The following is a 24,623-nucleotide window of genomic DNA, read 5'->3' as shown; positions in this document are numbered from 1 at the left end:
TCCTTTCAGGAAATATATGTATCGTATACAGTTCGAGTCATCATGCATTTTTGTGCGCGCGCACGATCTTCCGTTGTTTGGAAACTGATAACAAGAATACCAAATACGTCTTCACGCGTTTCCAAAATTCGAAGATTGACAATACTGATTTCTTCTTCTGCTAGATAGCCAGTTAACTCCGAGATAATACCCGGTATATCGGGTACATCGATATACAAATCGAATACCGAGAACATCGCACCATGCCCAGAAATCGGCAACTCGTCCCGTACTGTCTTAGCATGCGAGAAAAATTGTTGAATCGGTTCTGGATCATTTTTTTTAAGCATCTGTTTTAATTGTTCCATTTGCTCCATCCAATTATCCAACTGCTGAACAATCATTGTATTATTTTGAGTGGTGATATCTCTCCACATTTCGGGATTTGCCGAAGCGATACGCGTCGTATCCCGGAAACCACCAGCCGCTAGTTGTCGAGCAAAAGGAAATTTATCCTCTTGATCTAATTGATGAACCAGTGATGCTGCAATCAAATGTGGGAAATGACTCACTATCGCTGTCATATGATCATGCTCTTCTGCTGGCAATATCTTAATTTTCGCTTTGGTAACTGACAATAATTCCTTTAAAAATTGTAAACGTTCATCGTCCGTCGCGTTACCAGGTGTTAAAATATAATAGGCATTTTCAAATAACACTTCTTTTGCTGCTTCTACCCCACTCTTATGCGATCCCGCCATTGGATGACCGCCTATAAAAAGATGGTTCAAGCTTTTCGAAGATTCCATTATTTGTATTTTAGTACTACCCGTATCTGTCAAGATGACATCATCTTTCAACTGCCAATATTTACTTTGTTCCATTAACTTGATTGTAGCCCCTACGGGTGTAGCAAAGACGATAACATCAGCTTCTGATGCTGCTTGTTCAAGTGATGGCGGCGAACTATGTATGATCCCCATTTTAAAAGCTTTTCTAGCGGTCAATGGATCGGCATCGTACCCTGCCACATGGACATCCTGATTACGCTGAAGCGCTTTTGCGAGCGACCCGCCAATCAGGCCTAATCCAATAATTAAAATATGAGTTGTCACGTCGAACTCACCTGGCTTTTAGCAGATAAATCCGGACGCAGCTTTATCGCTTCGTTCAAATAAATATGGTGAATGTCTTGCTGACCCAGCACGGTATTAACGTGCATCATGACACGGATACATAGAGGCATACTCCCAGGAACGTCCATTTCATGTGTGCACATGACGGGTACATATGTCCATTCCGCAATTGTCCGAACAGCTTTCGCCGGAAAAGCAGATGAAATATCAGTCGTCGTCGAAATGATGACTGACGCAACATCATCTGGTTCAATATTGTTTTCTTTAGCCATTTCTAACACTAGCCGTTGTGTTTCTTTTAATACTTCTTCTGGCTGGTCTACAGAAACTGTAATTGCACCTCGTACTCCACGTATCATCTAATCACTTCTCCTATCTGTAAGACTAACTTTTCATAGGTTGCACGTGCGTGCTGCTCTTCAATTTGTTCTACAAACGGTTTGCCTGTGCGTTCAAGTAAAACAAAATTCAGTGTTCCTCTTGAAGATTTTTTATCTTTTTTCATATAAGGCAACAATGCCTCAAAATGAATTTCCTGTAGTAAATGAAGGGGATAGCCATTTGTACTAGACCACCTGATAAATCCAGCTAATTTACTATGCTCTGACAAGAGAAGAGCATAAGACATTCCAAGCACGACGGCTTCTCCGTGTGTAAGTTTGCCATAACCCAGATGTCCTTCTAATGCGTGTGCCAACGTATGACCAAAATTCAAGTATTTACGAATGCCGCCTTCAAATTCGTCTTCTTCAACAATCGCCGCTTTTACAGCAATGCCTTTTTCCAAATGGCGATTCAAATCGTCTTCTGTCATGTCTTTAAAGTTCTCAATAGCCAATAATTCATTCAACCACTCTTCATTAGATATAAAGGCGTGCTTGATCACTTCAGCCATACCTGAACGTACTTCTTGAACAGGTAAAGTTGCCAGCAATTTACTATCATACAAAACGGCTTTTGGTTGATAAAATGTACCGATCATATTTTTTCCTAACTTATGATTGATGGCTGTTTTACCGCCGACTGCACTATCATGAGCCAAAATCGTCGTTGGAAGCTGGATAAACGAGATGCCCCGCATGAAAGTCGAAGCAACAAATCCGGCTACATCTCCTGTCGCGCCTCCACCAAAAGCGAGTAGCAAAGAAGCTCTTGAGCAATTTTCGGAAAGCAGAAAGCTGTGACACGCCATAAAGGTTTCCACGGACTTTGCACTTTCTCCAGCCGGAATTGTTAACACACGAACGTCCCAATCTGTTAAATGAGCTAATAAATACGGTAAATGAAGCTCTGCCACTTGTTTGTCGACGATAACCACAATTCGATCGGCATTATCTAGCAAAGGGCGATAAGCATTTGCGAACAAATCGAAAGCTCCCGCACCGATATGAACCATATAAGGATGATTTGCCTCGACTCGCAATTGCTTCATTCTTAAAACTCCTTCGTGTATTCCAGGTAATTTTTTAGATTATCTACTAAGCGAGGCATTTGATCTGCGTCGAACTGATCCAACAATGCGTTTGCGACTTCCCATGCGACTACGTGCTCAGCAACAATCGAAGCTGCCGGAACGGCACAGCTGTCAGAACGCTCAATACTTGCTTGAAAAGGTTCTTTCGTTTCAATATCCACACTATTAAGCGGCTTATACAAAGTCGGAATCGGCTTCATTACACCTCTAACGATAATAGGCATTCCAGTCGTCATTCCGCCCTCGAAACCTCCGAGATTATTCGTTTTGCGTGTGTAGCCATTTTCTTGATCCCAAAGAATTTCATCATGAACTTCACTGCCTGGTTTTCTAGCCATTTCAAACCCTAGACCAAATTCAACCCCTTTGAAGGCGTTTATGCTCATAATGGCAGCTGCTAATTTAGCGTCCAGTTTCCGGTCGTAATGGACATAGCTACCAATTCCAGCAGGCATGCCTTCCACGATCACTTCTACTGTTCCACCGATAGAATCACCGTTTTTCTTGGTTTTATCTATTAAATCCATCATTTCCTGAGTCACCGTTGGATCAGCGCAATAAACAGCATCATTTTCAACAATTTCTCGAATTTCATCTACAGACTTTCCAAGGTAACTTTCTGGATTTACTTTAATTCCACCTATTTCAGTCACATGTGAAACAATTTTGATGCCGAGTTCAGCAAGTAACTGCTTTGCTACTGCACCAACTGCTACGCGTACCGTTGTTTCACGTGCTGAAGAACGTTCTAAGACGTTTCGAAGATCACGGTGACCATATTTCATACCGCCATTTAAATCAGCATGACCAGGACGTGGACGCGATAACTGACGCTTTACTTCTTCTGTATCCTCTATCGGCTCAATCCCCATAATCGATGTCCAATGTTTCCAATCGTCATTTTTCACAACTAAAGCGACAGGTGAACCTAAAGTTTTACCATGTCGAACACCTGACACAATTTCAACTGTATCTTTTTCGATTTGCATTCTTCTACCACGACCATGGCCGCCTTGTCTTCTTTTTAATTCTTTATTAACCATTTCTGCCGTTAAAGGCAACTGCGCCGGCAATCCCTCGATGATGGCAGTCAATTGCGGACCATGTGATTCTCCTGCTGTTAAATAACGCATTTACACTTTCTCCCTTCAACGTGCTAAAGTATTTATGTACCACTATACCACAAGGTATTTCTTCAATTCTATATGAAAATTAGATAAAGTGAAACTTCAATCAATTGAGATTTTTTTCCTTCATCACTTAAGCACTTCCAACCTAAAAAAAGAGCAGCCACATTTCTTGGCAGACTCTCAAGATAAATAAAAAAAAGCAGCTAGGCTGCTTTTTTAAAAATTGGATTAGTTAACCCAGTTGTTCATTGTTTTTTCATATGAAACCAATTCTTCTTCTTTGAAGAACAAGCCGATCTCGCGTTCTGCACTTTCAGCAGAATCCGAACCGTGAATCATGTTTTTGCCGACAGTAACTGCGAAGTCGCCGCGGATAGTTCCTGAAGCTGCATCTTTCGGGTTTGTCGCGCCCATCATTTGACGTGCAGTCAAAATAACGTTTTCGCCTTCCCAAACCATTGCGAATACAGGACCTGAAGTGATAAATTCAACCAATTCACCGAAGAAAGGACGCTCTTTGTGCTCGCCGTAATGCTCTTCAGCCAACTCAGTAGGAATTTGCATCAATTTAGCACCTACTAAATGATATCCTTTTTTCTCGAAACGTGCGACGATTTCTCCGATTACGTTGCGTTGAACGCCATCTGGTTTAACCATTAAAAATGTTTTTTCCAATGTAAACACTCCTCTATTAAAAGCTCGGGCATTTTGCCCACCTTAAAAAATACTATCATTGTCGAGTCATTTGTCAACCAACAACTTAAAAATTTCGTTTACCGATAAAGAATGCAATTTTTCGCATCGTTTTTACTCCTGGTCCTTTTGGCAAGAAAGAAAGTTCGCGTAACGCCTTCTGTAAGTATCGTTCACTCATTGCTTTCGCTTCTTCGATTCCGGAACTATTGCGAATGATTCCGACAATTTCCAATCGTTCATGGTCGGATAGTTCCTTATTCAAATTGGCTTTTAACAGTTGATAGATTTCGGGATCTTTCCGCGCACATAAAATAGGCAAGGTGATATTCCCTTGAATGAAATCGCTGCCCGCTGGTTTTCCAAGTTCTTCATCGGTAGAGGTAAAATCAAGAATATCGTCAATAATTTGAAATGACATGCCGATAAAATACCCAAAACGACGTAAATGCGCCGCAGTTTTCTCATCGGTACCTGAAACAAGCGCACCCAATTCACAGCTTGATGAAATCAACAACGCAGTCTTGCGCTTGATGCGACGGAAATAATCTCGCAAATTTTGATCTAATTTATACTTGTCTTGAATTTGAATAATTTCGCCTCTGCACACTTCTATCAACGTTTTAGATAATATTTCATGAACTCGCGGAGCTGTAATTTCAGTAATGCGTTCTAACGCTCGCGCCAAAATAAAATCACCTGTATACATCGCTACGCTGTTATTCCATTGTGCTTTGACTGTCGGTCGGCCTCTACGAATTTCTGAATCGTCAATGACATCGTCGTGCACCAGTGAAGCCATGTGAATCAATTCAAGCGGCACTGCCACTTGCTTCATCACATCAATATTGTAATCACCAAATTTTCCAGCAAGCAAAACAAAAACAGGTCGGATTCTTTTCCCTCCGGCCTGTAATAAATGAAGAGACGCATCATTTAAAAGGAGAGACTCGGAATCCACTGCCTGTTCCAATTCCTTCTCGATCATTTCTAGTTCCGGTCTAAGGTCGGAATAGAGCAATTTCAACTTCATCTTTTCCACTTAAAATCCTTCTCCCGCTAGTTTACTTTTTTTATTCCTAAATGGAGGGCGGCGGCGCCTCCTGTATAAGGCTTGTATTTTACTTTTTCAAATCCGACTTCCGCAAACAGTTTGGCTAATTGTTTCATGCCAGGGAACGATTTTGCCGATTCCTGTAGCCATGAGTATTCTTTGTAACTTTTAGCAAAAAGCTTACCAAATACCGGCATTATGAAACGGAAATACATTCTAAAAAATGGCTTGAATACGATATTTTCGGGTTGTGACGTTTCTAGACAAGCAATCATTCCACCTGGCTTTAAAACACGATGCATTTCAGAAAGGGCTTGACGGTAATCCGGCACATTGCGCAACCCAAATCCGATGGTCGCAAAATCAAAAGAATTATCCGGGTACGGCAGTGACATTGCATTGCCTTGGATCAGTTTGATTTGAGGCATATCTTTCGTCTTGTCGTGGCCAACATTTAGCATGTTTTGACTAAAGTCTAGTCCAACTACACGTCCTGTTTCACCTACTGCTTCGCCAAGCGCAATGGTCCAATCAGCGGTGCCACAGCAAACATCAATAGCTGCAGCTCCTTTTGGAACTTGCATTTTGTACATCGTATCTTCACGCCACTTGTTATGCTGTTGAAAACTAATAACTGAATTCATTTGATCGTAATTCTCGGATATTTTCTCAAATACTTCGTGGACTCTTTGTTCTTTCGTTTTAGGCATATCAGTCATCCTTCTCGGGTCAGCTGCTCAGCTCTATGCTGGTGCGGGGTTATTTGATGGAGCAAGAATTGTGCAAGTTCGTAATCCAATGAACACTCATCAATAGATTTCACTATCTTCTCGTGTAAGTTATCAAGTTTTTCCACTAGCCAGTGTTCTACATAATTTTTATGATTCAAGTTACTAGTTAATTCACGTAGAAAGTTGGAGTAGTTTTTAGACTGCAATCGCTCCAATTCATCGGCGTAACGTATATAAAGCAACGCCTGTTTTGCAAGTGATTCATATTCAGTGTAGCCGTAGAATTTATAAAAAGAAATTAGAAGTTCGGTTTCAATAATGGTGATGGCTTCTTCTACCTCTGCAATAGACCGGTCCATCCCTTCAAAAAAAGAGGTTTTCCGTTCGCTCACTTGAATGATAGCCGTTGCCAATTTCTGGACCATAGCAATATTCTTGCTATTGACCAACATTTGGTAATAAATTCCGCTATATAAATCACCAGCCAACACGGTCAATTGTTGCTCTTTGCTAATTGGGTTATCTTCTCTTACTTGATCGTGTGCATGCAAAGCCGCATAGACGATGGAAACCGTTTTTGCAGAGGATTCAATTTCTGCCGACCATGTTTTTCCACTGAAAAAAGGCAACAGTAAAAAAAACAAACGGGACTCTTTGACAGAGGGACCTTCTGTAAACTGATCGAGTGTCCGTTGCCGAACAGCATCTAAGACCTCGATTTCCATAGAAATAATTTTCGATTGTATTTGGTGTCCCTTCATACTGCTTGCTCCATTCATGATTTAGCCATACTATACTAGTATATCACAGGCAAAGCCTTGCCTTCAGCAATATCGTTTATTTTTTAGCTTCACTTTCAACGATACCGTGAGCAGAATGAATCTCCGCTTTGCCACGAATTTTCATAGCTGAAGTATGCTCGGTAAATTGTGCAATCATTACTTCGCCTTTATCTAATTTTTCAGTATGGTGAAATTTTGTGTCGTTACCTCGAGTTAATCCTATTACATTCACGCCGTCTTCTTGAGCGCGAATAACAATGTATTCTGTCTGAGCCATTTTAACACCCACTTTTTTAGTATTAGTTCATATTGATATATGTGATTACTTCAGAACGCTTGATCGTATCGGTTTCGAGAACTCCACGCGAAACAGCTGTTACCGTTTTTGCGCCTGGCTTCTTGATGCCTCTCATGGTCATGCACATATGTTCCGCTTCGACCATTACATATACACCATGTGGATTTAATGTTTCCATTAGTGAATCTGCAATTGTCGAAGTAATTCGTTCTTGAAGCTGAGGTCGTTTTGACACCGTTTCTACAGCACGAGCTAATTTACTTAAGCCTGTCACAATTCCGTCACGAGGAATATAGGCAATATGTGCTTTACCAAAAAAAGGAACAAGGTGATGTTCGCACATTGAGTAAAAAGGAATATCTTTGACCAGCACCAATTCTTCATGACCTTCATGAAACACCGTTTTAAAATATTCTTTTGGATCTTCTTTCAATCCAGAAAATACTTCTGCATACATCTTAGCTACCCTTTTAGGCGTATCCGCTAATCCTTCTCGGTCTACGTCTTCCCCAACTGCCTCTAAAATCATCGAGACCGCTTTTTCTATTTTAGCAAGGTCTACTTTTTGGGCTTTGACATCTATCATTTTACTTCCCCCTGTTGAAAACGAATCGGTTATTTGTTTTGGCAGCAGGATGGCTGCTGCTATTATTTTTATATGCGTTAGCAGTTCACTATTCAGCCTTAAGGGCTTTACCCATTAAGATTAAGCAATGCGCTTTATCGGTTTGTTAAGATGCCTTAATGTGCGGCTGAACACCGCCGCTTCGCCAAGGCGTCTTATGCTTGTCGGGTCTTGACGGCTTCCTGCGCTTTTCTCACATGAATCGTAGCACACGCACAGGTGTTTCGCAAAATCTTGGCTCAAAAAAAGGATGACTTTTGCAAGATTGTGTCTCGCAAAAGTCATCCTATGTACAGAGGCTAAAGCTTACTTCACTGCGTCTTTAAGCGCTTTACCTGGCTTAAATGCAGGAACTTTGCTTGCAGCGATCTCGATTTCAGCACCAGTTTGCGGGTTACGTCCTTTGCGGGCCGCGCGTTCGCGTACTTCAAAGTTACCGAATCCGATCAACTGTACTTTTTCACCTTTAGTTAAAGCGTCTTGAATCGTCTCAAATGCAGCGTCAACTGCTTTGGCAGCGTCTTTACGAGAAAGCTCAGCTGCTTCAGCAACAGAGTTCACTAATTCTGTTTTGTTCATGCTATTCACCTCCTCTCAAAGGGGATGCAACCATCAATCCTGTAAAAAGAGTATCACATCGAAAATCGCATAGCAACAACAAACAGCCCACTTATCGAATAAAACCACCAAATACTAACAAAATTTTCTAAAAAGCGGCTATTTCTATTAAAACGCGGCAAATCAATGTTTTATTCTGTTAAGAATATCGGTTCATTATTTTCATCTACGGTGTAAGGAAGTGAATAGGCAGGGACGACAGGATTGTCTTCATAAAGAATAAAACGAATATCCTGACCTGGTTTTAACTCACCCTTGTATTCTTGGAGTGCTGTAAAAAGATCCATGGCATAATCGATATAGACATCTCCATTACCAGTAATTACCATTGGCAAATTTCTTCCACTATAAGGGCTGACGACAGTCGGTTCCTCAGAAAAACCCATGGCTTCATGATTAAATTTATAGACATTGTCTGAAAGAATTTCAGCAATCGGAGCTTGTCCACCGTTAGCACTTTTTCGCACGTTCACAGATCTTATCGCTTCCGCAGCCTGTAAATCAACCAATTTTACCGTTGGATTTTCTTCAACGTCCATTAGAACATACTGAAAAACACCACCCGTTTCAAATGCATTTGTTGGTATTTCTGCAGTATACGTAGGAACAAGTTTCGAGAAATCCACCGGGTATTTGATGTATTGATCTATATCCATATCACGCGTTTTTATTGGTAATAAGCCACCCGTAGCGTCTCTATACTGATTTACTGCATTTTGCACAGTGATTAATTGATCTTCATAAGGAATTTGGTTTTCAGCTCGCTCATTTTGCGGATATCCGCAAGCTGTTAAAAATCCACCCACTAGCAAGAGCATCATAATCATTGCCGTTTTTTTCATTTTTCTCACCTCACGCGCCGCCTGTTGGGCCACTAAATACTGTGAATACCATGATGAAAAATCCTAGTATTAGCAAGATATAAGCAATTAACGCAAAAGTAAATTTAAGAATTCCGTTCTTCAGTTTATATCTGCTCAAGTAAATCATACCCATAGAAATCATCAAAAAAGCAATTCCAGCAAATGACACCCACATTTTATCTAAAGCACTCATAATTGCCCGCCTTTCGTAGTGTTTCAGTCAATAGTATAGCACAAAAAAAGAAGAGTCAGCCTTAAGCATCCTCTTCTTTTGTGACAATTAAAGCAAGTCTATCAAATCTTCCATTTCGTTCTTTTTCATGCGCCCCATCAACTTTCCAACTGCGTCATCTGTTGACACATTGTCAAAAAGAACCGCGTAAAGTGCAGCAGTAATTGGCATTGGTACATCATATGCTTTCGACAATTGATAAGCCGCTTTAGTAGTCCGGATCCCTTCAACAACCATGCCCATTTCTTCTAGCACTTCATCTAAAGACTTTCCTTTACCTAGCATATTGCCTGCTCGCCAATTACGCGAATGGACACTCGTGCAAGTAACAATCAAATCTCCCACCCCGGTCAAACCAGAGAAAGTTAAAGGTGTTGCTCCCATTTTCACACCGAGCCGTGCAATTTCCGCTAACCCGCGTGTCATAATAGCCGCTTTTGCGTTATCCCCAAACCCTAATCCATCAGTGATTCCAACTGCTAATGCGATAATATTTTTTAAAGCACCACCAATTTCTACACCAATTACATCCGTATTCGTATAAACGCGGAAATACCCATTCATGAACAAGTCTTGAATTCGAATGGCCGCTTCCGTATTCTCACAAGCTGCCGTAACAGTCGTTGGATGCTCTTGAACCACTTCTTCAGCATGACTTGGTCCGGACAGTACAACAACATCTTCAATCCATTGCTCCGGAATTTCTTCACGGATCATTTCGCTGATTCGCTTTAAAGAATCCGGTTCAATGCCTTTAGAAACGTGAACGAATAAGACTTTGCGATCAAGATTTTCTTTGATATCCTGGCAAACTTCTCGGATTGCTTTTGTGGGTACAGCCAAAACGAAGACATTCCCATGTGCTACAGCCTGTGGCAAATTGCTTGTCGCCTTTAAACTGTCTGGTAGTTGTATCTCTTTTAAATAGCGTTTATTTGTATGCTGATTAATTTCATCAGCTTGTTCCTGACGATGTGTCCAAAGCAGTAAATCATGGCCGTTTTGAGCAAGTACATAGCTCAATGCAGTTCCCCAGCTCCCTGCCCCAAAAACAGAAACTTTTTCCATAAGTTAAACCCACCTTTTTATCTTAAGTACGAGCTCTCGTTATAAGACGAAGAGGAGTTCCTTCAAAGTCGAAACTTTCGCGAATCCGGTTTTGCAAGAAGCGTTCATAACTAAAATGCATTATTTCAGGCTCATTTACAAACACTACAAATGTCGGTGGCTTAATGGCGACTTGTGTTGCGTAATAAACACGCAAACGACGGCCATTGTCCGATGGTGCTGGATTCATAGCAACTGCATCTTCTATAACTTCATTTAGAATGCTCGATTGAATTCTTCTTGAATGATTATCATTTACTTTGTTAACGATTTCTAAAATACTATGCACTCGTTTGCCACTAATTGCGGATACAAACATAATAGGAGCATAGTCAAGGAATAAGAAATGCTCACGGATTTTACGAGAAAAAACATTCATTGTTTTTTCATCTTTTTCGATAGCATCCCATTTATTAACAATAATAATTACTGCTTTACCTGCCTCGTGAGCATATCCAGCAATTTTCTTATCTTGTTCCTGAATACCTTCTTCGGCGTTCAAAACCACTAAAACAACATCTGAGCGTTCAATCGCACGCAATGCACGTAGAACACTGTATTTTTCTGTTGTTTCGTAAACTTTCCCTTTTTTACGCATTCCAGCTGTGTCAATGATGACATAAGGCTGCTCATTGTAGACGTACTGTGTATCAATAGCGTCGCGCGTCGTACCCGCCACTTCGCTGACGATGACACGTTCTTCTCCAAGAAATGAATTTACGAGAGAAGATTTGCCGACGTTAGGACGACCAATTAATGAGAATTTAATAACATCATCTGGATATTCCTCATCATCGTCTTGAGGGAAGTTTTTAGCTACTTCGTCCAGTAAATCTCCTAGGCCTAAACCATGGGATCCTGAAAGAGGGAAAGGTTCGCCCATTCCCAACGTATAAAAGTCATAAATCATATGGCGCATGTCAGGATTGTCAATCTTGTTAACTGCTAAAATAACTGGTTTTTTCGTCTTATATAAAATTTTTGCTACTTGTTCGTCTTGATTAGTCACGCCATCGCGTCCATTTACAAGAAAAATAATAACGTCTGCTTCATCCATAGCAATTTCTGCCTGCTGACGGATTTGTTCAAGAAACGGCTCGTCTCGAAGATCGATACCGCCTGTGTCTATAATATTGAATTCATGTGTTAACCAATCTGCCGAGCTGTAAATACGGTCACGCGTTACTCCTGGAATATCTTCCACAATTGAAACCCGTTCTCCTACCACGCGATTGAATATCGTGGACTTACCAACGTTCGGCCGGCCAACTATTGCTACTACCGGTTTTGACATAATCACTTCATCCTTCCACTTCTGATATGCCTATTATACACGAAAAAGGCGATGGCATCTGTTAAATGTCCATCCCCCTTATATGTGCAATATTCAGTTTTTCTTCACATTTGCATAGGATGCCGGATTAAAGCCTCTAGCGATGAGATATTGCGCTAATTCTCCCGTGATAACTGCTGGACATTTTTGCAAATCTACCAAGTTATTTGCTCCAAGAGCTGTCATCATCATTGCCAAGTCTTCATAGAGCGCATGTATATCATCGATTAGCTGTTTTTCGCCTTCTTGCATCGCCGTTTTTAAAAAAGCACCTGCAAGACCTACCGCATCAGCTCCCAGCATAAATGCTTTAATCATATCCTGTGCATTTTGAATGCCGCCTGAAGCAAAAACTGTTTTATCAAAAACACTCTTTACTTCTACAATTGCTGCTGCTGTCGGAATACCCCAGTCGTCAAAATAAGCCATTTTTATCCTGCGACGTTCATTTTCGATCAATGAAAAGTTTGTGCCGCCAAAGCCACTGACATCAATTACTGAAACTGCACTTCCCTTCAGTTTCTCCGCAGTTTCACGAGATATACCAAATCCTGTTTCTTTAACAATTACCGGAACATCAAGCTTCTCAGCAATCGCTTGTATGCGTTCAAGAGCTCCGCGGAAGTCACGATCTCCTTCTGGCATCGTCAGCTCTTGCACAACATTTAAATGAATCTGTAGTGCATTCGCTTCTATCATCTCGACTGCATCTTGCGCTTGTTGCACGGTCGCTTCGCTACCAAGGTTACCAAATAAGATACCATTCGGATTTTCTCTTCTAACAACCGTATAAGACTGCCGCTCATTCGAATCTTTAAGCGCAGCCATTTGAGATCCCACAGCCATAGCCATCCCGGTTTCCCGAGCAACTCTTGCCAACAGACTATTCAATTGTTGAGTAGCCCGTCCGCCACCGCCTGTCATCGCATTAATAAAAACAGGTGATTCTAAATTCAAATCACCTGTTTTTGGCTTTATGCACCTATTAGAAACCGCTGAGTTCGGTAAAGCTTGGTGAACAAATCGAATATCGTTAAACATATTTTTTTTACTTTGCCCTGTCGATAAAGCAAATTGTATATGATCCATTTTACGCTCAGCTCTTGACATATTATTCAGGTTTAAAACCTTTTAGTTTATCGCCGATCACATCACTAATTGAAAAACCAGAGGACTCTTCAGGCATTTCGTAATTCGAGAAATCTTGGTCACCCTGTTTTTCTTGTAATTCTTTAATACTAAGAGACAACCGCTTGTCCGCTTTATTGACTTCAAGTACTTTAACTTGCACTTCTTGACCTTCTGACAATTCTTCATTCGGCGTTGCGATGTGTTTGTGTGCAATTTGTGAAATATGAACAAGACCTTCTACACCCGGTAGAACTTCTACAAACGCCCCATAACTAACAAGACGCTTAACCGTTCCAGTATGAACAGAACCTTTTGGTGCTTTTTCATCAATCGTGTCCCATGGTCCAGGAAGCGTGTCTTTAATAGACAACGAAATACGTTCTGAATCCCGATCGACAGATAGTACTTTGACCGTAACTTCTTGACCTTCGGTTACGACATCAGAAACTTTTTCCACATGTTCATGAGACAACTGTGAAATATGGACCAAACCATCTACACCACCGATGTCAACAAAAGCACCGAAAGAAGCAATACGTTGCACTTTGCCTTTCAGCTCATCTCCAGCATGGATTTTTTCCATCACTTTTTCTTTTTGCGACTCTTTTTCTTTTTCGATAACGGCACGATGCGAAAGAATCAACCGATTATTTTCTTTTTCCATTTCTACAATTTTAAACGTCAATTCTTTTCCTTTATAGTCTTCAAAAGACTCAACAAAGTAATCTTCCACTAAAGAAGCCGGGACAAATCCACGGACACCTAAGTCGACCACTAAACCGCCTTTTACAACGTCTTTAACTTCAGCTTCAATAATTTCACCAGACTCAAATTTCTTCTCCAATTCGCCCCATGCCAGTTCGGCATCCACTTTACGCTTGGATAAAACGAAATTCTCATCTTCAATTTTTGTAATGATCAAATCCAGTTCATCTCCAACTTCTACCGAATCTGATGCTTTTTCAATATGCAGACTTGATAACTCACTGATTGGAATAATACCATCAAATGGTGCACCTTCAATTGTTACCGTGACTGCTTTTTCTTCTATTTTTGCTACTACCCCTTTGACGCGATCTCCTGTTTGGAAGTCACGGTTTTCCATCATATTCGTTTCCTCTGACATAAGTAGCCCTCCTTCACAAACTATCCACCTTCTATTTTATGCGAATTCTCTAATAAAAACAAAAATTATCACTTATTACTCGCATAGTCATTAAGAATATTCTGGATACTCGACATAATGGCTTCAGTTACCTCGTCGACTGAAGCTTTTCGTTCACGAAAAGGTGCCATGCGGATTGGCTCGCCATAAACTACGCGCACTTTTCGAAACGCTTTATACGGTCCGATAATTGCACAAGGCATAACGTCTGCATTGCCACGAAGTGCAAAAAAACCTGCTCCGCTAAGGCCTTTTTGTAATACTCCATCTGTCGAGCGTGTTCCTTCTGGAAACAAACCGACAACTTCTCCACTTTTCAATATTTTTAATGCCGTCCGAAGAGCTTCTCGGTCGCTCATTCCACGTTTTACGGGAAAAGCATTTACTTTCGGCAAAATTGATTTGAGTATCGGCGCATTGAATAATTCTTCTTTTGCCATGAAATGAACCGTTCTAGGAGCGGTCATTCCAACAACAGGCGGATCGAGTGCATTGATATGATTCGAACAAAGAAGAATGCCGCCTTCTTTCGGGAAATTCTCAATTCCGATTACTTCGAAACGATACAATGGGCTTAATACTGTTTTTACAAGTCCTTTTCCAACTGCATATAAGTTCACTTTACATCAACCTTTCTTCAGCCAATTTCAATATTTCTCCGGCTGCCTGATCAATTGTCAGGTTAGTTGTATCAAGAAAAATAGCATCTTCCGCTTTTCGCAAAGGCGCTACTTTGCGTTCACTGTCCATTTTATCCCGCATAGCTATTTCCGCCTGAAGCTCCTCAAGCGGAGTCAAAATATCTCTATTTTTGTTTTCTTCGAATCTTCTTCTTGCACGTTCTTCAACCGATGCCGACATAAATACTTTTAAAGCAGCACTTGGAAGGACATGCGTGCCGATATCTCGACCATCCATGACGACTCCGCGCCCTTCTGCTAATTGCTGCTGCAATTCAACCATCCGAAGACGAACCAGTTCATGAGCGGCCATTTGAGACACAGCTTTTGTGACATGTTGAGAACGAATTGCCTCAGTCACATCTTTTTTATCAAGAAATACGAGCTGTCCGTCTTCTGACGGTTGCAAATCAATTTCAGTTTTCTGTAGTAATTTACCGGCTTCTTCATTACTAGCCAAATTAATCTTCTCTGTTAATGCTTTTAATGTAATAGCTCGGTACATGGCACCGGTATCGATGTAAACATAGCCCAGTTTTTCTGCTACGATTTTTGCAATTGTGCTTTTTCCCGCAGCTGCTGGTCCATCGATTGCTATTTGTATCGGTTTCACCAAAATAGTCACCTCATCCTATGTATTCATCATATTTTAACATAAAAAAAAAGTCTTTATGTATAAGACTTTTCCTCGGTATTTACTTTACTCTTCTGACGGTATAGAAGAAGGATCTTCACCATAATGCGACATGGACAGTTGGTGAGCTTGTTTAACTTTCCGAAGACCAAACCACCATAAGAACAACATAAATGGAATAGCTCCGTATATAATATTATCATAAACATACAGGCTACTATTATATGCCAAGTGAAGAATTACCGAACTGACAAGTGCCCAACCAATCCACCGTCTGCGCTTATGGCTTTTACTAAATTTGGCTTTCCCAAAATAATAGCCCATGACAACACCAAATAACGCGTGGCTCGATACCGGCAAGAATGCTCGTATAAAAGCAGTCTCTAATCCGAACTCAAGTAAGTACAAAATATTCTCAATTGTAGCGAATCCAAGAGAAACACTCGCCCCATACAAAATTCCATCGTAAGGATCCTCGAAATCGACGTGACGATAGACTGCAATTAACAGGACCAACCATTTAAAAAACTCTTCAATTACACTCGAAAACAAAACATTTTGCATAAAGCTATTCGTAAAGACACCTTCAGCATTGAATACATATTGAACAAAAAGAATCGGGAACGTCAATACGGCTCCGTACACAAAACTTTGAAATATCAGTTTTGACGGTTCACCCGCAAATTGATCGCGCAAATACAAATAACTGAAAAGCGCCAGACCCGGGGCTATTGCTACAGTTAATAAAATGATCATACGCGTACCCCTTTATTCAGATTCCCCTCATTGTAACATGTTTACCTACATCATTTTCAGCTCTCTTTTAACGAATTACCGCTACCGATTAAAAGCATCTGCTTTCACATGTTCTTCGACTGACAATAAAACAGCGAGCTTGATGCGCGCTTTTTTACTATCGTAATCACTCCCTAAAATAACGCCACGATTTAACAAATCATGAGCACTACCTGGATAACTATAAACCGGATAAGTATTGCCTTCTTCAGCACTCGTTGTCAAAACGACCGGTATTCCTTGTCTTACAGCTCGATCAATTGCATCTACCATGTGCGGAGATACCTGCCCTCTACCTGCTGCTTCCAAAACAATCCCTTTTGACGGCCCTGCCACTAGCTGATCAATAACAAAACCATCTTGACCTGAATAACATTTAATAATATCGACCCGAGGCAACGACTTTGTTACAGCATGCACCTCATGGATAATTGGTTTTTGGTAAACACGTACCATATCGTTATCAATAATGCCGAGATAGCCATGCCCAAACGAATCAAAGCCTTGTAAATTACTGGAGTGCACTTTCTTCACATATTTCGCACTGTAAATTCGTTCGTTAAAGACCACAACAGCTCCAATTCCTCTCAGATTAGGATTTACTGCTACATAAATTGAATTGCGTAAGTTTGAATAGACATCGGTGCCAACTTCTTCAGGAGATCTCTGTGACCCTGTAATGACCACAGTCCGATCATCATCGATTGTCAGATCCAGAAAGTAAGAAGTCTCTTCCAAAGTATCTGTTCCGTGTGTGACAACGATTCCTTCAACTTCAGGATCTTGAAATTCTTGTAGAATCGCTTCTCTAACTGTCAACATCTGTTCAAAACCAATATGCATGCTTGGCAATTGGAATACATCGACTACTTTTACTTCAATTTCTTCTGGGAGTTGGCAAAGTTCCGCCAATTCTTTCCCTGAAATTGCACCAGACTCCAAAAGCCCATCAGAAATTTCCCGACTTGCAATGGTACCACCCGTTGTAATTAATGATACTTTTTTCTTCATCTTGAAACTCCCTTTCACGTTTGCAGTGTTTACTGTTCTTTAAAATCTATTTTTAAAAAAGGTCTATTTAAGGTCTATGTTCTTTTTCAGCAATCGCTTCTGCAATTTGTTGCCCATGAAAACGTCCATTTTCTATAAAAATTTCGTTGGCATTGTTGCCTGCAGCTATTACACCGGCAATATATAGATTGTCTATATCTGTTTCCATTGTTTGTTCATCAAAAGTCGGTCGACCTGAAATCGAATCGATGGAAATGCCCATTGATTTTAAAAACTGATGATCTGGATGATAGCCAATCATAGCAAAAACAAATTGGTTAGAAAGTGTTTCTTTTTGGTCATTGACTGTCAGTTCTACCGTGCTGTTTGTAATGCGATCCACCATTGAATCGAACAGCATCGTAATTTCACCTTTTCTCACTAAACCATCAAATTCCGGCAAAATCCACGGCTTGATACTTTTGGAGTAACTCGTGCCGTGATAAGATACTGTCACTCTACTACCAGCTTTATGTAAAGCTAGAGCCGCGTCTACAGCCGAATTTTTACCGCCGATTACTAACACATCTTGATCAAAATAGGGATGCCCCTCTTTGAAATAATGCATCACTTTTGGCAGTTCTGCCCCTTCAACTTCAAGCTTATTTGGCTGATCGTAATAGCCTGTTGCTGCTATTACATATTTCGCCTCGTATTGAGCTTTTGAAGTGACCACAGTAAATAGTTCATCTTTTTCAACACGTTCCACGATTTCGAACGGCCGCACTTTAATACCACTTCTTTTAACCACTTCCCGGTAATAAACCAAAGCTTGATTTCGTTTTGGTTTCCGTCCTTCTATAATAAAGGGCACATCGCCAATCGCTAGTTTTTCACTCGTACTGAAAAAAGTTTGGTGTGTTGGGTAATTGAAAATCGCGTTGACGATATTGCCTTTTTCAATAACTACTGTTTCCAATCCACGTTTCTTCAATTCGATTGCGGTCGATAACCCACAAGGTCCACCGCCAATAATAAGCGCATCTACATATTCCATTTCAAACCATCTCCTGTACTTTATTCTTAATTAAGAATAAAGGACTCTGCTACTTTATGACAATTTTTTATCTTTTCTAACTGCAGGCGTGATTGTTAGCACATGATATTCTGCCTGTGCACCCAGTCTCAAATGCAGAGTCGTCGTACCAAAACCATTACTGATTAATTCAATTCGGTCCTTCTTTATTTTCATTGAGCCCTTATCGAATAAACCGAATGGACCAATCCGAATTTGACCGCCGTGCGTATGACCAGCCAGCAACAAATTGGCTGAATATGGTCCTTTTACTTTCCAAAAGTCAAAAGGTGTATGTGAGACAAACAACACAGTATCGTTTTCTTTAACATTTTCGAAAGCATTTTTGAATCCGTTCGGTTTATAGGCAAAATGATCAAGTCCGACCAACCTCAACTGTTCATTGCCAAACAAAGCTACCGACTCATCCTCTAGCACAATTACATCAAATTGATTGAAAATTTCTCTGAGTTTATTTTCATCTACTTCCCGGTCGTTATTGCCCCACACAAAATACACAGGTGCACAAGCACGTAAGTTTTTTATGTTTTCTTGAACCCGTTCAAGCGGTACGCCTTTTTCTACTAAATCGCCGCCGATTACAATCACATCGACAGGAAACTTGATCAAGTCTGCTTTAATGACTCTCCTATGGATATCAGCAATAAAAAGAAGCTTGAACGGTTCGAATGCTTTGTCTGTGGGTAATTTAACCGTTTGCTGGATGAGCTTTTCTGCAAAGGCATTGCGCACCATCACTAGCAGAAAAGCGAGCGCTGCCAAAGCGATTTTCATTAAATATTTCATGTAATGATTCCTTTCACAAAGAACAAAAAAACATAAGCAAGGCTTATGTTTTTTTATCTTATTTTGCTATTTGTCTTCTGCGATGTCCAATACTCGGAAACCAGATTTCTCAAGCTCTTTGACAAAACGATCGATATTGTCTTTCTTTTTAATCTTTAGAACGATGCGACGAACCATTTTATTGGTTTCATCAAAAGTAACAAGTGAAATAACCGACTCTTTGTATTTCTCGATAATCTCTCCCAATCGTCCAATACGCCCTTCTGATTCTACTGAAGTGAACGTAATACGATAGCCTGACTGGTTCATCCCAAAGGCACTTTGTAATTGATTGACAATATCAAAGCGAGTAACAATTCCTAAAAATTGATGTTTTTCAACTACTGCAATAATTGGAAAGTCATTTAATTCCATTAATGCTTTTTCATAGACATCATTGATGCTCAAATAAGTGTCTTCATTCACGATTACATCGCTGACCTTAGTTGAGCTAATAAAATCTTCTTTTGTTTTTCCTGAATAGAAAAACGCACGATAAGCATGATACCAAGTGAAGATTCCTTTGTACTCAGTGCCTTCAACTACAGGCAAAGCATCAATTGTGTGTTTTTCTAGTAAATCAAAGCCTACTTGTACCGAATCGTCCATTTTAACTGCATAACATTTTTCTCTTTCAACCATTACACTTTTAACAAACATTTGCTCGCCCCACTTTCTATGATGTTACTGTTATTCCCTAATTACCTACTTGTTAATCCGTCGAATGGCTTAAGGTAAAACCAAAGTTTGACCCGGACTAATGCTATTCGAACTCAAGCCATTAGCTTGTTTGATTTTTTCTACCGCTGCTGCTGCTCCTGCCGCTCCGTAATTATTTACTGCAATACGGTAAAGCGTTTCGCTAGATTGTACTACGTAAGTCTTACCATTAGCACTTGGTATTTCCTCTTTTTTATCTGCTTCAGCTTGTGTTTCTTTTTTCGCCTGTGCTTCAGCTTGTGCATTAGCTTCCGCTTCTTTTTTCGCCTGTGCTTCAGCTACAGCTTTGGCTTCTACATCAGCTTTTTCTTTGGCGGCTACTTCTGCAGCAGCTTTAGCCTTTACTTCAGCTTGTGCTTTAGCTTCCGCTTCCGCTTTTTCTACTTTTTCTTTTTCAGCGTCGGCCTGTGCTTTTTCCGCCTTGGCTTTCTCAGCTTTGGCTTCTTCTACTTTGGCTTTCTCAGCTTTTTCTTTTTCTTCATCAGCTGCAGCAACAGAAGATTGGGATGGTTGGGCATTCATCTCAAAACTCACTTCATTTTCTGCAGGTTTGGCTGTCAATGAATCGTCGGGTTCAAATACGAAAGCTACATAAATCAGCAAAGAAACCGGAATTAAGATAAATATAAAAAATAATGCAGGCATCAAAAGATTTTTAGTTTTTTTAGTTTTGGGTTTTTGTGCCTGTCTCTGACCCGCTCTCGACAATGCCGAATTTTTGTCCACCGATATTTCCTGTCGATTCTTTTCAATCGACTCATGATAACTTTGATTCCCCATACATGACTACCCCTATCTGTACTAATATATCTATTATGACGAAAAAAGGCTCATTTGTAAATGACAGTTAATAAGATTCTTACATAGGTAATATTACACTTAAACGGTCTTGCCATTCAAGTGGCAATCGCTTTTCTTTCGGTGAAGAAAAGGCTTCAAAAATCTGATAATCAATTCCGTCGTTAACGCAGCAGTTGGTCGGTTTATCTATTAGCTGTTGATCAAAGCATTCGATGATATAACTCCGCAGACAAGTTTCGCGCGAAATCAATTCACGAATTTTTACCGCTTGTTGCCTTTTTCCTTTTCTCAGCAATTCCATTTGCTTGATAACACCATCTAAAGGCAACTTTGTTATCCAATAAGCGATTACTCGAAAAGCTGTCTCCCGAACGATTCCTTGATCGATTAAATAAGTCGCAGTAGCTCCTTTGCTATAAACTGCTTCTATCTCGTGCTGTGTTGGCAAATCATCCATCACTAAACTTTCGAGCAATACCTCGTCCCCTTGTGCATACAGTAAAGTAGCTAAAGCCGGTTTATCATCTCTACCAGCTCTTCCAACCTCTTGCACATATCCTTCGATAGAAGTCGGCAGTTGAAAGTGGATGACGTGACGAATGTTCGGAATATGAACACCCATGCCAAATGCATTTGTGGAGCAAATCCATTGCACTTCTCCGTTTTGAAATTGTTGCTGGACAAAAATGCGATCTTGGTGCTCCATACCCCCATGGTAAAAAGCTGAAGAAATTCCTTGCTCTGTTAAAAGCATAGACAGTTGCTGGGACTTTTTTCTAGTTCCTGCATAGATAATACCGGGACCATTAAACTTCTGAACAAATTTTTTCAAAAAATCTACTTTTTCACGACTGTCATCAAATTTTTTCAAATCATACACAATGTTTTTTCGATCCATCGGATGACAATACACAAACGGCTTTTTCAAAGCTAAATACTCTTTTATTTCTTTGGTGACTTTGTCCGTAGCAGTTGCCGTCAGTGCCAATACTTGAGGGGAATTCAAAAAAGGCAAAATTTCTGAAATCCGCAAGTAATCTGGTCTAAAATCAAACCCCCACTGCGAAATACAATGTGCTTCATCAGCAACTAGCAGCGAAATTTGTATCTGCTTTAATTTTTGTTTAATAAACGGTTGTACAAGCATTTCTGGGGATATAAAAATGAATTTATAAGAGCCGAGCTTAGACATAATTTTTTCTTTGTCTTCTGGCTTTAAAAATGAGTTGATGGCTACTACGGATTTCTCTCCCATTTTTTTTAATTGAACCACTTGATCTTGCATGAGAGACAATAAAGGTGAAACGATTAAGATACTTCCTGGTAAAACTTTAGCAGGCAATTGATAACAAATAGATTTGCCCATTCCAGTTGGCAGTAGCGCAATAACATCCTCACCTGCGACTACTCGCTCGATAATTTCGCGCTGACCAGGACGAAATGAAGAAAAACCATAGCTTGAATACAATAATTCGTCGAGATTCATCTTCGTTCCCTCCTAATCGCTAGCGCAAGACGTATTTGAAAATAACTGACTTCAGGTAAAAATTCTTTGATTTCACGTAATCTTTTCGTTTTTTGACGTCGGCTTTCGGCAATAATTGCCTCGTACTGTTCATGACCCACAAATGGGATATAGTTAAAATAAGGATCGTTCATTGCCAATTCGACCACATGATCTTCGATCGTACTGGTTTTTAATTGGCGTAGTGACGCAATTTGTTCCAAGCTAAATCCTCTTTCGAACAACTTTTCTGTGCGCTGCGCTGTTTCGGTCAAGGAAGACTGCTGAATAATGCCTTCCATGAGACCTACTATCAATTGAGGCTTGGACTGTTCGATCACTGCCATCCAACCATGCAAAGCTTCTACAGTCATCAATTGAACATCCAGTAAGGATAGTTTTTTAGAATCGGCAATTTGCTGCCACGTTAAGCCACTTATCGCAAAACCCGTTAAACGCTCGATCAAAATCATTTTATGTGTTTCAGAAATGTCCGTTTCGGCTAATGTAGTAAAGAGTTCTTTTTTAAACGCTTGAACTACAGCTAAATCACGAAACTGAATCCGTTGCAGGTATCTTTTCACCCAATTTTGCACTTCTTCATTACTGACAACGGGGTCAAAGCTTTTTACGCGTTGACTGACGTGGGACAAAGTTTGAACAATTAGTGACAAGCGACTAAAAAACAAATTTTCGTTCCCTCGGTATTTCCAACCATTCAACGACGACGGGGCAACACTTAACTTTAACGCTTTTTCGGATAGTTCAATAACTTGTTCATTTGCTAGTAAATAACCTTGCGAAAACAAGCCTTGAACTACTTGATCGTAAGCTTTCTTATCCAGTTTTGGCAACACGCCAAAATAAGGATAAAGGCCGAAATAACCAATATCCTGTATCGTCTGCCCAGACTTCTTTCCTTTTATCAAATGATAGGGAGAAGAGACGGTTCGCTGCCGATCGACAGTCTTCATAATGGCTAAAATGAGTTCAGTAACTAACAAGCTTGCTCCCCCTAACGGTTTTAGGTTGAAAAACTGTTCAAACACCTTTAGAATAAATACGATAGTATAACTGAACTTGTTCGGAGATAAAGGAGTGGAAAACAATATGGCTAAGTATACCATTGTCGACAAGGATACTTGCATCGCTTGTGGTGCTTGTGGTGCTGCTGCACCTGACATTTATGATTATGATGACGAAGGAATCGCTTTTGTTATTTTAGATAATAACATGGGAACAGAACAAGTTCCAGATGAACTCGAAGAAGACATGGAAGATGCATTTGAAGGCTGTCCAACAGATTCGATCAAAGTTGCAGATACATCTTTCGAAGGCGATCCGTTAAAATACGAAGACTGAATCAAAAAAGAAGGCGTACTGGAGGGATTCTCCAGTACGCCTTCTTTTAATTTGTGCTAATTCGAATTCCGTCAAATCTACACGGCTGTTTTCGCTTTTCTTTATCCAGACTCAACCAGCCAGATTTTAGGGTCACAAGCCACACTAGCTATGCGGCTGAAAAAATGCCGCTTCGCCAGTGCATCTTGTGCCCGTCAAATCTACACAGCTGTTTTCGCTTTTCTTTATCTATGATAAATAATAGGATCTTTGCTTTTCGATCCATGTGTGCATGCTGCTGAATACTAGCAGGACGACCGAAGTTAACAATAGACCTTTGATTAAGTTAAATGGTAATATCCCTAAGACAATTGTGCCAAATAACGCATTGCCCGTTTCAGCAGGCACATTTAAAAAGTACGTATACATTGGCAAGAACACAAAATAGTTTAAAACACTCATACCAATTGCCATAGTTAATGTTCCCACAGCTAAGCCAAAAATCATGCCTTTTTTATTCGCTACTTTGTGGTAGATGGCATAAACCGGAAGGATAAACAGCAAACTTGTTATAAAGTTAGCCATATGACCAACAGGTACACCTGTCGGACTTCCTGCAAAAAGCCAATCCAACACGTTTTTGAAGAATGCTACTAAAATCCCTGCAACTGGCCCCATCGTGATGGCTGCAATTAATGCCGGTACGTCACTAAAATCCACTTTCAAAAAAGCCGGTAATGCAGGTAGTGGAAAGTTAAAAAGCATCAATATAAATGAAATACTGCTTAACATCCCAATCACAATCATCGTTTGTAACTTTTTGTTCTTCATATTCCTCTCTCCTTGTCGTGATTCACCAGAAGAAAAGCTTGGACCCAACATTTAC

The 24,623-nt window shown here is 40.3% G+C and carries 29 protein-coding genes; 1 reads left to right on the top strand and 28 read right to left on the bottom strand.

Annotation, left to right across the window (positions count from 1 at the left end; genetic code table 11):
* Positions 1–5: 5 nt before the first annotated feature.
* The 27 genes from AUO94_RS15315 to AUO94_RS15185 all read right to left on the bottom strand — a co-directional run bounded on the left by AUO94_RS15315 (position 6) and on the right by AUO94_RS15185 (position 23,400).
* Positions 6–1,094 (bottom strand): prephenate dehydrogenase, encoded by a 1,089-nt coding sequence (locus tag AUO94_RS15315; protein WP_058385045.1) that lies wholly within the window; start codon positions 1,092–1,094, stop codon positions 6–8.
* Entirely contained in the window at positions 1,091–1,474 is a 384-nt protein-coding gene (aroH, locus tag AUO94_RS15310; protein ID WP_058385044.1) for a chorismate mutase, read from the bottom strand. The genes AUO94_RS15315 and aroH overlap by 4 nt, the downstream gene beginning before the upstream one ends.
* Positions 1,471–2,547, bottom strand: a complete 1,077-nt coding sequence (aroB, locus tag AUO94_RS15305; protein ID WP_058385043.1) for a 3-dehydroquinate synthase — start codon at positions 2,545–2,547, stop codon at positions 1,471–1,473. The genes aroH and aroB overlap by 4 nt, the downstream gene beginning before the upstream one ends.
* A 2-nt stretch (positions 2,548–2,549) precedes the next feature.
* Positions 2,550–3,722, bottom strand: coding sequence for a chorismate synthase (gene aroC / locus AUO94_RS15300; protein WP_058385042.1), 1,173 nt, complete (start codon positions 3,720–3,722; stop codon positions 2,550–2,552).
* Positions 3,723–3,947: 225 nt separating this feature from the next.
* Positions 3,948–4,394 (bottom strand): nucleoside-diphosphate kinase, encoded by a 447-nt coding sequence (ndk, locus tag AUO94_RS15295; protein WP_058385041.1) that lies wholly within the window; start codon positions 4,392–4,394, stop codon positions 3,948–3,950.
* 85 nt (positions 4,395–4,479) lie between these two features.
* On the bottom strand, positions 4,480–5,454 hold the full coding sequence (gene hepT, locus AUO94_RS15290; RefSeq protein ID WP_058385040.1) for a heptaprenyl diphosphate synthase component II: 975 nt from the start codon (positions 5,452–5,454) through the stop codon (positions 4,480–4,482).
* 17 nt (positions 5,455–5,471) lie between these two features.
* Positions 5,472–6,176, bottom strand: a complete 705-nt coding sequence (locus tag AUO94_RS15285) for a demethylmenaquinone methyltransferase (RefSeq protein WP_058385039.1) — start codon at positions 6,174–6,176, stop codon at positions 5,472–5,474.
* A gap of 5 nt (positions 6,177–6,181) precedes the next feature.
* On the bottom strand, positions 6,182–6,922 hold the full coding sequence (locus AUO94_RS15280; protein WP_237150130.1) for a heptaprenyl diphosphate synthase component 1: 741 nt from the start codon (positions 6,920–6,922) through the stop codon (positions 6,182–6,184).
* Between the two features lie 112 nt (positions 6,923–7,034).
* The gene (gene mtrB, locus AUO94_RS15275; protein ID WP_058385037.1) at positions 7,035–7,256 is read right to left on the bottom strand and encodes a trp RNA-binding attenuation protein MtrB; all 222 of its coding nucleotides are present in this window, start codon (positions 7,254–7,256) and stop codon (positions 7,035–7,037) included.
* A 22-nt stretch (positions 7,257–7,278) separates the two neighbouring features.
* The gene (gene folE / locus AUO94_RS15270; protein WP_058385036.1) at positions 7,279–7,863 is read right to left on the bottom strand and encodes a GTP cyclohydrolase I FolE; all 585 of its coding nucleotides are present in this window, start codon (positions 7,861–7,863) and stop codon (positions 7,279–7,281) included.
* Between the two features lie 345 nt (positions 7,864–8,208).
* The gene (locus AUO94_RS15265) at positions 8,209–8,481 is read right to left on the bottom strand and encodes an HU family DNA-binding protein (protein WP_006829858.1); all 273 of its coding nucleotides are present in this window, start codon (positions 8,479–8,481) and stop codon (positions 8,209–8,211) included.
* A gap of 170 nt (positions 8,482–8,651) precedes the next feature.
* Entirely contained in the window at positions 8,652–9,362 is a 711-nt protein-coding gene (locus AUO94_RS15260; protein WP_058386878.1) for a hypothetical protein, read from the bottom strand.
* A gap of 10 nt (positions 9,363–9,372) precedes the next feature.
* The gene (locus tag AUO94_RS15255) at positions 9,373–9,576 is read right to left on the bottom strand and encodes a DUF2768 domain-containing protein (protein ID WP_058385035.1); all 204 of its coding nucleotides are present in this window, start codon (positions 9,574–9,576) and stop codon (positions 9,373–9,375) included.
* 87 nt (positions 9,577–9,663) lie between these two features.
* Positions 9,664–10,683, bottom strand: coding sequence for an NAD(P)H-dependent glycerol-3-phosphate dehydrogenase (locus tag AUO94_RS15250; protein ID WP_058385034.1), 1,020 nt, complete (start codon positions 10,681–10,683; stop codon positions 9,664–9,666).
* A 22-nt stretch (positions 10,684–10,705) separates the two neighbouring features.
* Positions 10,706–12,016 carry a ribosome biogenesis GTPase Der gene (der, locus tag AUO94_RS15245; RefSeq protein WP_058385033.1) on the bottom strand — a complete coding sequence of 437 codons (1,311 nt, stop codon included), beginning with the start codon at positions 12,014–12,016 and terminating at the stop codon, positions 10,706–10,708.
* Between the two features lie 93 nt (positions 12,017–12,109).
* Positions 12,110–13,144 (bottom strand): type 2 isopentenyl-diphosphate Delta-isomerase, encoded by a 1,035-nt coding sequence (gene fni / locus AUO94_RS15240; RefSeq protein ID WP_269465412.1) that lies wholly within the window; start codon positions 13,142–13,144, stop codon positions 12,110–12,112.
* Positions 13,145–13,166: 22 nt separating this feature from the next.
* The gene (rpsA, locus tag AUO94_RS15235; RefSeq protein ID WP_058385031.1) at positions 13,167–14,312 is read right to left on the bottom strand and encodes a 30S ribosomal protein S1; all 1,146 of its coding nucleotides are present in this window, start codon (positions 14,310–14,312) and stop codon (positions 13,167–13,169) included.
* A gap of 68 nt (positions 14,313–14,380) precedes the next feature.
* Entirely contained in the window at positions 14,381–14,971 is a 591-nt protein-coding gene (locus AUO94_RS15230) for a lysophospholipid acyltransferase family protein (RefSeq protein ID WP_058385030.1), read from the bottom strand.
* A 1-nt stretch (position 14,972) separates the two neighbouring features.
* Positions 14,973–15,647 carry a (d)CMP kinase gene (gene cmk / locus AUO94_RS15225; protein WP_177167604.1) on the bottom strand — a complete coding sequence of 225 codons (675 nt, stop codon included), beginning with the start codon at positions 15,645–15,647 and terminating at the stop codon, positions 14,973–14,975.
* 84 nt (positions 15,648–15,731) lie between these two features.
* Complete coding sequence (prsW, locus tag AUO94_RS15220; protein ID WP_058385029.1) at positions 15,732–16,421, bottom strand: glutamic-type intramembrane protease PrsW; 690 nt, start codon at positions 16,419–16,421, stop codon at positions 15,732–15,734.
* A gap of 81 nt (positions 16,422–16,502) precedes the next feature.
* Entirely contained in the window at positions 16,503–17,471 is a 969-nt protein-coding gene (locus AUO94_RS15215) for an asparaginase (RefSeq protein ID WP_058385028.1), read from the bottom strand.
* A 67-nt stretch (positions 17,472–17,538) separates the two neighbouring features.
* The gene (locus tag AUO94_RS15210; RefSeq protein WP_058385027.1) at positions 17,539–18,507 is read right to left on the bottom strand and encodes a YpdA family putative bacillithiol disulfide reductase; all 969 of its coding nucleotides are present in this window, start codon (positions 18,505–18,507) and stop codon (positions 17,539–17,541) included.
* Positions 18,508–18,561: 54 nt separating this feature from the next.
* A complete protein-coding gene (locus AUO94_RS15205; protein ID WP_237150129.1) occupies positions 18,562–19,320 on the bottom strand; it encodes a metallophosphoesterase in 759 nt (252 codons plus the stop codon).
* 78 nt (positions 19,321–19,398) lie between these two features.
* Complete coding sequence (locus tag AUO94_RS15200) at positions 19,399–20,031, bottom strand: CBS domain-containing protein (protein ID WP_058385025.1); 633 nt, start codon at positions 20,029–20,031, stop codon at positions 19,399–19,401.
* 69 nt (positions 20,032–20,100) lie between these two features.
* Positions 20,101–20,871, bottom strand: a complete 771-nt coding sequence (locus tag AUO94_RS15195; RefSeq protein ID WP_058385024.1) for a LysM peptidoglycan-binding domain-containing protein — start codon at positions 20,869–20,871, stop codon at positions 20,101–20,103.
* A 79-nt stretch (positions 20,872–20,950) separates the two neighbouring features.
* Positions 20,951–22,378 (bottom strand): RecQ family ATP-dependent DNA helicase, encoded by a 1,428-nt coding sequence (locus AUO94_RS15190; protein WP_058385023.1) that lies wholly within the window; start codon positions 22,376–22,378, stop codon positions 20,951–20,953.
* Complete coding sequence (locus AUO94_RS15185) at positions 22,375–23,400, bottom strand: YpbB family protein (protein WP_058385022.1); 1,026 nt, start codon at positions 23,398–23,400, stop codon at positions 22,375–22,377. The genes AUO94_RS15190 and AUO94_RS15185 overlap by 4 nt, the downstream gene beginning before the upstream one ends.
* A gap of 106 nt (positions 23,401–23,506) precedes the next feature.
* On the opposite strand from AUO94_RS15185, the gene AUO94_RS15180 reads away from it, so the two are divergent.
* The gene (locus tag AUO94_RS15180) at positions 23,507–23,758 is read left to right on the top strand and encodes a ferredoxin (RefSeq protein WP_006829841.1); all 252 of its coding nucleotides are present in this window, start codon (positions 23,507–23,509) and stop codon (positions 23,756–23,758) included.
* A 228-nt stretch (positions 23,759–23,986) separates the two neighbouring features.
* Here AUO94_RS15180 and AUO94_RS15175 read toward each other — a convergent pair whose 3' ends face one another.
* The gene (locus AUO94_RS15175; protein ID WP_058385021.1) at positions 23,987–24,568 is read right to left on the bottom strand and encodes an ECF transporter S component; all 582 of its coding nucleotides are present in this window, start codon (positions 24,566–24,568) and stop codon (positions 23,987–23,989) included.
* Positions 24,569–24,623: the final 55 nt, after the last annotated feature.

The organism is Planococcus kocurii (genome assembly GCF_001465835.2).
GTDB classification, from domain to species: Bacteria; Bacillota; Bacilli; order Bacillales_A; family Planococcaceae; genus Planococcus; species Planococcus kocurii.
Note: the sequence above shows the minus strand (reverse complement) of the source record. Positions and strands in the feature narration are given on the sequence as shown.